Genomic DNA, 7,103 nt, shown 5'->3' on the forward strand with positions numbered 1-7,103 from the left:
GATAGGGGAGATGGGGGAGATAGGGGAGATGGGGGAGATAGGGGAGATGGGGGAGATGGGGGAGAACAAAGAACCCAGAACAAACAACATTACTGTTTACTGTTTACTGTTCCGGTGTTCCCTGTTCCGGAGTTCCCTGTTCCCTTTTTCACCAACAACCAACAACCAACAACCAACAACCAAAAAAATTATGTCTGCTACCAAAGATCGCAAATTAGAGATTTTGGAACGGTGGAGTCAGGAAGAACACCCGACTCCGGAGGAAGAACAGTATATTCTTCAGCAGGAACTGGCCACAGGGAATGCAGGGGCCTTTGGCCTGACAGAGGAGAATGGGTTGGAGAAAATTGCCGCGCGATCGCATTTATTCACCAGCGTCGCCTCAGATATCCTAGACTTGTGTCAAACCCGCAAAGTCGATCATAACCAAGGTCTCCGTAACCTCTGGAACTTCTGGCTACCCTTCGCCCTGGAATTGATCGAAGTCCGGGAAAAACTACAACGGCCTCTCGTTCAAGGCATCCTCGGCGGCCAGGGAACAGGGAAAAGCACCATTGCCAGCGCAGTCCAGCTTATTTTAGGCCAACTGGGCTATTCCAGTGTCGCCTTATCCCTCGATGACCTCTACAAATCTTACATCGAACGGCAACAACTACAACGCTTTGATCCTCGCATCATTTGGCGTGGCCCCCCAGGGACCCATGATGTGGAAATTGGCATTGAATTACTCGACAAACTCCGTCAGGCCACCCGAACCAAACCCGTTGTTATCCCTCGCTTTGATAAGTCTGCATGGCAAGGGGCCGGCGATAAAGCAGACCCCGAAATTATTGATCCGGTGGATATTATTTTATTTGAGGGATGGTTTGTCGGGGTACGTCCTGTCCCCGATGATAGCGCGTTTGACCACCCCCCCGACCCCATCCGCACCGAAGAAGACCGTCAGTTTGCGCGAGATATGAATGAACGGTTAATGGACTATGTTCACCTGTGGCATCGTTTAGACCGTTTAGTGGTCTTAAACCCCGTAGATTATCGTCTCAGTAAACAATGGCGCAAGGAAGCAGAACAAAAAATGCGGGAACAGAAACAGTCGGGAATGACAGATGGGGAGATTGATGAATTTGTTGAATATTTCTGGAAAGCCTTGCACCCGGAGCTATTCATTACTCCATTGGTGAATAATCCTATTTTGACCGATTTAGTGGTGGAAGTCGAAGCCGATCACACCATTGGCAAAATTTATCGACCCACCACTCAGGATTAAGAGACAATGGAGTAATGAATGGCGACCCCAGAACCACAACGCAACCTGCTCAAAATTCAGGTACACTCGAAAAGGTGTACAGTGTATCGAATGGTGATCTGATCTATGGCTATCAATAGTCCCGCCCTTTCCCAAGAGTCTCGTTATGAACCCGCCACAGTGATTCCCCTCAAACAGGAAGACTCCTTGTTAAATTGGTTAATCGCGGAAGGCCGTCTCATTGCGCGTCCCGATGCAGAGGAGGAAGACAAAGATGAAACTGATCCTGAAATTGAAGATTTAATGGAAGTCGATGATAAAGACTTTGACGACGATGTAAATAATAATGATGATCTAGACGACTAAGACAAGATGAGGTGGGGAGTCCCACCTTTTTTTTGGGGAAAGGGTAGGGAAATGGTGACTCAGTAGCGTATTTTATTAAGTGTGGTAACGATTAAGGTGTGAGTGAGTCGTGGAAGCGAAAGCATTTTTACCCAATGCCGTCCGAAAACCCTCTGGTATCAGCTTATTAATCTTACTGGTCATTCTCTTAGGAGGGGTTGGGATAACTTTTGATCTTTTCTTGGGAGGGGTTTCCCCCTTACAATCTTTAACCCTTCCCTTGCTGGTGTCTGCGGTGGCCAGTAGTGGGGTGGGGGTTTGGGTGATTCCCATTTTACAACGGTTAAAGGCTGGCCAGTTTATCCAAGAAGACGGACCACAAACACACCTGAAAAAAGCGGGGACTCCCACCATGGGAGGGATATTTTTTGTCCCGGTGGCCGTCCTGTTAGCGTGGGTTTGGTCGGGGTTTGCGGGAAACGCGCTGGCCGTTGGTTTGATCACCCTTCTCTACGGGTTTATGGGGTGGTTAGATGACTGGCAAATTTTACGGCGAAAGTCCAATAAAGGGATTACTCCCCCCATGAAATTATTATTGCAAATTGGGGGAGCAGTGGTCTTTTGTGTTTGGATGGTTTTCACCCAACCAGCCAGTATCACCAATATTGAGTTACCGTTGGGGGTAATTTTGCCCTTGGGTGTCTTGTTTTGGCCTTTAGCGGTGTTTGTCTTTGCAGCAGAGAGTAATGCTACTAATTTAACGGATGGGGTGGATGGCCTTGCGGGAGGGACGGGCGCGATCGCATTATTAGGTATGGCCGCCCTCACCTACCCCACCCATCCCGACTTAGCCACCTTTTGCACCTGTTTAAGCGGCGGATGTTTAGGGTTTGTCAGCCATAACCGCAACCCCGCCAAAGTCTTCATGGGGGATACCGGATCATTGGCCCTAGGGGCCGCCCTTGCAGGAGTCGGTATCCTCTCCGGCAATTTATGGGGATTATTTGTCATCAGTGGCTTATTCTTCATCGAGTCTCTCTCTGTCATTGCCCAAGTAGGGTATTACAAAGCCACCAAAAACCCCCAAGGAGTGGGCAAACGTCTCTTGAAAATGGCCCCAGTCCACCACCACCTAGAATTAACCGGATGGCAAGAAACCCAAATTGTGGGCATATTTTACTTAATCAGTTTTGGCTTAATTTTATTAGCTTTACTGGTTTAGGGTTGACATCCTCCCTGCTGTTGGGCTTCTTGATAGAGATACTGCTCTAAAACAACTCCGCCCCCTTCATTTGCCCTGGAATCTGCACATTAGCCCGTTCCCCGCAAGTACGCGGAGTGGGAAACAACTTCTCTGGATTAGCTAACCCCTTGGGATTAAAAGCACTGCGGACTAACTGCATCGTCTCTAAATCCGTCTCATTGAACATCTGGGGCATATAACAATTTTTATCCGCCCCAATACCATGTTCTCCCGATAGACTGCCTCCCGCTTCCACACATAAGCGCAGGATTTCTTCCCCCACCTTCTCCACTTCCGCAAATGCCCCTGGAATCGCTTCATCGTAGAGAATAAGCGGGTGTAAATTCCCATCTCCGGCATGAAACACATTGGCGATTTGATAGCCCGATCGCGCACTTAATTCCTCGATCTCCCGTAACACCTTCGCCAACTGAGTCCGAGGCACAACCCCATCCTGCACAAAATAATTCGGACTGATATGGCCTGCCGCCGCAAAAGCCGCTTTGCGTCCTTTCCAGAACTTCAACCGCGTTTCCGAGTCCTCCGCCGTAGTAATATTTCGCGCCTCATTCTGGCGGCAAATCCCCGCCACTCGCTCAATATTTCCCGTCACTTCCACCGCTAACCCATCTAACTCCACCAGGAGAATGGCCCCCGCATCTCGCGGATAACAGCCGGTCCCTACCACATCTTCCACAGCATTAATACTCAAATTATCCATCATTTCCATGCCAGCCGGAATCACCCCCGCCCGGATAATCTCCGTCACCGCTTTCCCGGCAGTTTCAATATTGGGAAAATCGGCCAAGAGAACCGAGATCGATTCCGGAGTCTTGAGAATACGCAAGGTGATCTCCGTAGCGATGCCTAGGGTCCCTTCTGAGCCAACAAATACCCCCGCCAGGTCATAACCCGGCATTTCGGGAACTTGTCCGCCTATGTCGAGAATCTCCCCCTCTGGGGTGACAATTTTTAAAGCCAGGACATGGTTAGTGGTGACACCGTATTTCAAACAGTGAACCCCCCCGGAATTTTCCGCCACATTCCCCCCAATCGAACAAATAATTTGACTGGAGGGATCAGGGGCATAATAAAACCCTGCCCCACTCACCGTTTGAGTCACCCAATTATTAATCACTCCCGGTTGAACCACCACGCGCTGGTTTTCGAGGTCAACCTCCAAAATACGGCTCATTTTTGCCGTTACAATTAACACCCCTTCCGAAAGCGGCAACGCCCCCCCAGAAAGTCCTGTACCCGCGCCCCGGGCTACCCAAGGGAGATTATTGCGATCGCAAATTTCCACCGCCGCCGCTACTTCCTCCGTACTACGGGGTAACACCACCAAGGCCGGCCTTTGACGATAGGCCGCCAAACCATCACACTCGTAGGTGAGCAGTTCATCCTTACGCTGCACCACGTTGGTCTTGCCTAATGCTTGTTCAAACTCACGAATAATGGGTTTCCAGCGACTTTTCTCACCCGCTAAGAGATTTTTTAGGATCATGGACTCGTTTTCTGAGGGTTGGGCTATTTAATCCATTGTGACAAAAAGCAGCGACACTGACACAGGCAGTCCGAGGAATTCTTTCCCAGATGAGGCGACAGACTGGAGATAGCGAGTACAATTTATTGGCAACGAAGGTAAAACCTTTCTTGATCTGGCAGGATCGAGATGAAATACGCTGGCTGAAACATGGTAGAAGGGATACAACCATTATTATTAAAAGCATCGGATGAAGGTATTGAGCAAGCAAAATCCGCTTGGCTCAATTCTGCCAGTCAGATCATTGAAACCCAAGGACTCCCCACCTCTCTGGCTACCATTCACAATTTTTTGGAAGGAGAACCCATTGATCAACAGGAGTTTCAAAAAATTTGTGCGGCATTAGAACTAAATTGGCAAGAGGTGGCGGATTTTCCGGAGTCCTCCAACCCTGCTTCCCCCACTCCTGCTCCTCCTCCTGCTCCTCCTCCCCCTCCCCCTCCTGCTCCCCCTCCTGCTCCCCCTGTGAGAGCGTTTCCGGCCAAAGTCATTACATCTCTACGCCAACGCAGTTGTAAAAAACTCCAAACTACAGCGGCCCGACTTCCTCTCCTCAATGGCCATTCTTTAACCATTGAAGATTTGGCCTTTGATGTCTATTTAGTGAGTAAAATTTCACGGGATATTTATATTAATTTCTCCTCTTATTTGGAAAACCTCAATCAACGGGAAGAATTTGAACGGTTTGGCCTCGGAGACAGACAACAACGGATTTCTGGAATTCAAGCAGTGCAGAAGTATTCCAAGCTCATGATCTTAGGAAAAGCCGGAACAGGAAAAAGTGCGTTTTTGCGTCACCTCGCTATGAGTTGTTGCCAGAAAAAAAATTTTGGCCAACTGATTCCCATTTTCATTAATTTACCCAGTTTAAAGGATTATGAAACCGGGTTACAAAAACAAATTCAGCAAGTCCTAAACCTCCCCGAAATGGAGCAAGTGGAACGATTACTTAATGCTGGACATCTGTTTCTGTTACTCGATGGTTTAGATGAAGGGCCGTTACAATATCGCAAAGACCTCCAATTCCAAATTCGTGCGTTTAGTCAACGATATTATAAAAATCGCTTCGTTTTAGCAGGCCGCACCCAAATCACCGATTATACCTTACCCACCTTTGCTCATGTGGAAATTGCAGACCTCCACACCGAGCAAATGAAGGTGTTTATTAAAAATTGGTTTAAGCATACTGGAGAGAATACCAATGAAAGAACAGACTTAGCTAAACAGTTAATTACTGAATTAACTGTTTCTACTAATAAACCCCTGAAAGAGTTAGCCAGTCATCCCTTTTGGTTAGATGCCATTTGTGGGGTTTTTGATAAACTTCGGGAGTTACCGAAACGACGCTTTGAGTTTTATGAGGAGAGCTTAGAATTATTGCTCAATGAACAGCATAATACACAGGAATTCGATAACTCTTTTCAAACTTTAGACTTAACAGACAAGATTGAGTTACTCAGTCACATTGCCATTCAATCCATTGAGAGCAAAAACTTATTTTTCAACCACCAACAGCTTTATCGCTATATCGCTTCATTCTTTAAAAAAAAGTTAAAATTAAAGCCAGAAGAATTAACCCTAGCTACTCAAGAAATTCTCAAAGGGATTACCGCACATCATCAAATTCTTGTAGAGCGAGCGCAAGGCGTTTATTCGTTTTTTGATTTAGTTTTTCAGGATTATTTGATTGGCAGTTTTTTATTAAAACAACTCCAAGATAATATTCTCAGTTATCCGTTTAATCAAAATAGCAAGAAAATTAGAAAGCAACGGGATTTCTTTTTTAATGCAGCCGATAAAATGCTGCACATTGACGATTTTTTGTTGCAAATGAAACGAAAAATTGATAAACTGGTAGCAGATGATAAAAAAATCCAAATCTTTTTATCGTGGGTTAATCAAAAATCAATTTTAGTCCAAGCTCCCTATAAAGTGGCGGCGGTTCGTGCTTTTTATTTTGGGCAAGCGGTAGATCGAATATTTGAGCCTAAACTAGCTCGGCCTCTAGACTTTTCCCATGCCGTAGATCGCACCTTAAAATCAGCACTCCATGACCGTTCCCTCGCGTGCGCTCTGGATGGAGACTTAGATTTTGCCTTCAAAAACAATGCCATTCGCCACCTCGCCCCAGATTTTGTCATTGATTTAATTTTAGAATGTTTATTAGTCACTTATGCCCATGACTTAGGCTTGTTTTTAAAATTTGCCAATGATAAAGAGATTGAAATTACTCCCGAATTAAAACGAGCCTTACAACGATTTAAAGACCAACTACCGGATGCAGATAAAGATCGCGCTAAATATCAGAAGTGGTGGCAAATGAATAGTGAAATTTGGACGCGCAACTTACGGTTAGTCATTGTAGAACACCGTAATGTCGGGTTTGACTGGCAATTTAATGGAGAACAGCGAGACGTTCTCAAGCAATATTATATCGGGAATAAAATCTTGGTGGACTGTATGTACAGTACCCCGAATGTCAGTGATGAGGTGATTCAAGAAATTGAGGAAACCCTGTTATTACCCATTACAGAGATTAAAAACCGTCGTCAGTCCCGTTAATTAAGATAATCTGTCTTTTGTCAATAGAGGGGATAGAGGAGATAGAGGGGATAGAGGGGATAGAGGGGATAGAGGAGATAGAGGAGATAGAGGAGATAGAGGTGATAGAGGAGATAGAGGAGATAGAGGAGATAGAGGAGATAGAGGAGATAGAGGAGATA

General features: G+C 46.2%; 5 protein-coding genes. 4 read left to right on the forward strand and 1 reads right to left on the reverse strand.

The window, feature by feature from the left end:
* The first annotated feature begins 190 nt into the window (after nucleotides 1-190).
* The 3 genes from PN462_RS15940 (at nucleotide 191) to mraY (ending at nucleotide 2,813) form a co-directional block, all read left to right on the forward strand.
* Nucleotides 191-1,267, forward strand: coding sequence for a glycerate kinase (locus tag PN462_RS15940; protein ID WP_272129770.1), 1,077 nt, complete (start codon nucleotides 191-193; stop codon nucleotides 1,265-1,267).
* Nucleotides 1,268-1,372: 105 nt separating this feature from the next.
* A complete protein-coding gene (locus tag PN462_RS15945; protein WP_272129772.1) occupies nucleotides 1,373-1,612 on the forward strand; it encodes a DUF3134 family protein in 240 nt (79 codons plus the stop codon).
* 109 nt (nucleotides 1,613-1,721) lie between these two features.
* Nucleotides 1,722-2,813 (forward strand): phospho-N-acetylmuramoyl-pentapeptide-transferase, encoded by a 1,092-nt coding sequence (gene mraY / locus PN462_RS15950; protein ID WP_272129774.1) that lies wholly within the window; start codon nucleotides 1,722-1,724, stop codon nucleotides 2,811-2,813.
* A 46-nt stretch (nucleotides 2,814-2,859) separates the two neighbouring features.
* Here mraY and glcD read toward each other — a convergent pair whose 3' ends face one another.
* A complete protein-coding gene (gene glcD, locus PN462_RS15955; RefSeq protein ID WP_272129776.1) occupies nucleotides 2,860-4,341 on the reverse strand; it encodes a glycolate oxidase subunit GlcD in 1,482 nt (493 codons plus the stop codon).
* Between the two features lie 189 nt (nucleotides 4,342-4,530).
* Here glcD and PN462_RS15960 point away from each other — a divergent pair, with 189 nt between their 5' ends.
* On the forward strand, nucleotides 4,531-6,942 hold the full coding sequence (locus PN462_RS15960; RefSeq protein ID WP_272129777.1) for an NACHT domain-containing protein: 2,412 nt from the start codon (nucleotides 4,531-4,533) through the stop codon (nucleotides 6,940-6,942).
* The last annotated feature ends 161 nt before the right edge of the window (nucleotides 6,943-7,103 follow it).

It is taken from the genome of Spirulina sp. CS-785/01 (assembly GCF_028330525.1).
Taxonomy (GTDB): Bacteria; Cyanobacteriota; Cyanobacteriia; order Cyanobacteriales; family Spirulinaceae; genus JAQMSD01.

Excerpts from the sequence above, each read along its gene's own strand:
- PN462_RS15940 (WP_272129770.1), top strand. The coding sequence starts at position 191 with ATGTCTGCTACCAAAGATCGCAAATTAGAGATTTTGGAACGGTGGAGT.
- PN462_RS15945 (WP_272129772.1), top strand. The coding sequence starts at position 1,373 with ATGGCTATCAATAGTCCCGCCCTTTCCCAAGAGTCTCGTTATGAACCC.
- glcD (WP_272129776.1), bottom strand. The coding sequence starts at position 4,341 with ATGATCCTAAAAAATCTCTTAGCGGGTGAGAAAAGTCGCTGGAAACCC.
- PN462_RS15960 (WP_272129777.1), top strand. The coding sequence starts at position 4,531 with ATGGTAGAAGGGATACAACCATTATTATTAAAAGCATCGGATGAAGGT.